At 43.7% G+C, this 2,161-nt stretch carries 3 protein-coding genes; all 3 read left to right on the top strand.

What is annotated here, in order from left to right; translation table 11 throughout:
• The coding region (locus BCT81_RS26760) for a transporter substrate-binding domain-containing protein (protein ID WP_133152742.1) at positions 1-475 on the top strand (475 nt) is incomplete at its 5' end.
• Positions 476-554: 79 nt separating this feature from the next.
• Entirely contained in the window at positions 555-1,295 is a 741-nt protein-coding gene (locus BCT81_RS26765) for an ABC transporter permease (RefSeq protein WP_063524191.1), read from the top strand.
• 2 nt (positions 1,296-1,297) lie between these two features.
• On the top strand, positions 1,298-1,975 hold the full coding sequence (locus BCT81_RS26770) for an ABC transporter permease (RefSeq protein WP_102426428.1): 678 nt from the start codon (positions 1,298-1,300) through the stop codon (positions 1,973-1,975).
• Positions 1,976-2,161: the final 186 nt, after the last annotated feature.

The following is a 2,161-nucleotide window of genomic DNA, read 5'->3' on the forward strand; positions in this document are numbered from 1 at the left end:
GAAGAAAATCGACTTCACTGGTAAATATGCACTTATCCCAAACAAGTTCATCGCTAAGAAAGGCGCAGGCCTTAACTTCGATGACCTAAGTGGTCAAAAAATTGCCGTTCAACGTGCAACAACTCACGATAAATACCTAACAGACAACTACGGCGACACGGTTGAAATCGTTCGTTACGGTTCTTTCGACGAAGCTTACCTTGATCTAGCAAACGGTCGTGTTGCCGCTGTACTAGGTGATGCTTCTGCTCTAGAAGAAGGTGTACTGAACAAAGCGGGCGGTGAAGCGTACGAGTTTGTTGGTCCATCACTAACAGATCCTAAGTGGTTCGGTGAAGGTTTTGGTATTGCTCTACGTAAGCAAGACAAAGACCTAACTAAGAAGCTAGATGCAGCAATCCTTTCTCTACGTGAAAAAGGCATCTACCAAGATATTGCGGCTAAATACTTCAACTACGACGTATACGGTCAGTAATCTCTAGCGTCAATTCTTAAGGGAGAGGCAATCCTCTCCCTGTCTTACCAACTTTTTCGCAGTTCTGTTGGAATTCATTATGTTTGATTTACAAGGATATGAAGTATCGATCCTGAAAGGGGCGTTGCTTACAATCGAAGTTGCTTTGCTGTCGCTCATTTTAGCTATGGTGCTCGGTATGTTAGGAGCCTTGGCAAAGCTTGCGCCATATCGCTGGGCTCGTGCTATTGCAACTCTATACACAACCGTCATTCGAGGCATTCCCGATCTCGTGTTGATGATGCTGATTTTCTTTGGTGGACAGATCCTTTTAAACAACAGTTTGTATTCCATCAATGAGTGGCTCAATGAGTGGTTCACGTCCAGTGATCCTAACCATGAGTGGACTTCTTACTTACCAGATTATATTGATGTCAGCCCATTTGTTGCTGGTGTCTTAACCATAGGCTTCATCTTTGGCGCCTACATGGCAGAAACGTTTCGTGGTGCTATCATGGCTGTCGACAGCGGTGAAATGGAAGCAGCAAAGGCTTATGGCATGAGCCCTGTATTAGCTTTCCGTCGTATTCTACTACCACAAATGATTCGTCACGCCTTACCTGGTTTTGGTAACAACTGGCTGGTTTTACTTAAAACCACAGCATTGGTTTCCATTATCGGCCTAGAAGATATGGTGCGTGTTAGCGCATTAGCAGCTGGTTCAACCAAAATGCCATTTACTTTCTACATGGCAGTGGCACTTATCTTCTTGTTCTTCACTAGTGTATCGACTGGTTTACTTAAACTTGTTGAACGCAAATTCAGTATCCACGCGAGGTAGTTATGGACTTTTCATTGATAATTGAAAGCCTGCCGATTTACCTTGGTGGTCTATGGACAACAGCTTGGATGGTTTGCGTCGCTTTGATTATTGGCTTGTTTGTTGCCATACCATTAGCTATCGCTCGTAACAGCCACAATATGTTGATTAACGCACCTGCGTGGTCGTTCATCTATTTCTTCCGTGGCACACCATTACTGGTACAGCTTTACTTGATTTATTACGGCATGGATCAGTTCTTCCCAGTGAAAGACACACTATGGGAAAACGCTTGGTTCTGTGCTTTGGTGGCATTCATCCTGAATACTTCTGCTTACACGGCTGAGATTATCCGAGGTGCAATCAACGGCTTACCTAAAGGTGAAGTGGAAGCGGCAAAAGCATACGGCATGAGTACACCGAAGACTTACCGTCGTATCATTTTACCAAGTGCTTTACGTCGTGCACTGCCGGCCTACAGTAATGAAGTTATTTTCATGCTTCACGGCTCTGCGGTAGCAGGTATCGTAACCATTATGGACTTAACAGGCGCAGCGCGTTTGGTTAACTCACGTTACTACGCTCCATTTGAGTCATTCCTAACAGCAGGTCTGTTCTACATGGCGCTAACGTTTATCATCATTGCGATCTTCAAATTCGCAGAGAAACGCTTCCTTGCCTACCTAAGACCACTTAGTTAATAGCATTCTACATAGTTAACAAAACGGCGCTCATTGAGCGCCGTTTTTTGTATCGACAGAAAAATCGGAGGTAGCTTTATGAGACGTTCACTTAGGAGAGCTATCGATTGTTCAAAATAGTTAACTTGCTTCAAATTGCGTCCACATATTCATTAGAATAATTGCTTTAGATTTAACTATAGATAG

Origin of the sequence: Vibrio sp. 10N.261.52.A1 (assembly GCF_002876325.1) — a bacterium.
Taxonomy (GTDB): Bacteria; Pseudomonadota; Gammaproteobacteria; order Enterobacterales; family Vibrionaceae; genus Vibrio; species Vibrio chagasii.

What these genes read in the sequence shown, in the direction of transcription:
- BCT81_RS26765 (WP_063524191.1), top strand. Translation starts at nt 555, where the DNA reads ATGTTTGATTTACAAGGATATGAAGTATCGATCCTGAAAGGGGCGTTG.
- BCT81_RS26770 (WP_102426428.1), top strand. Translation starts at nt 1,298, where the DNA reads ATGGACTTTTCATTGATAATTGAAAGCCTGCCGATTTACCTTGGTGGT.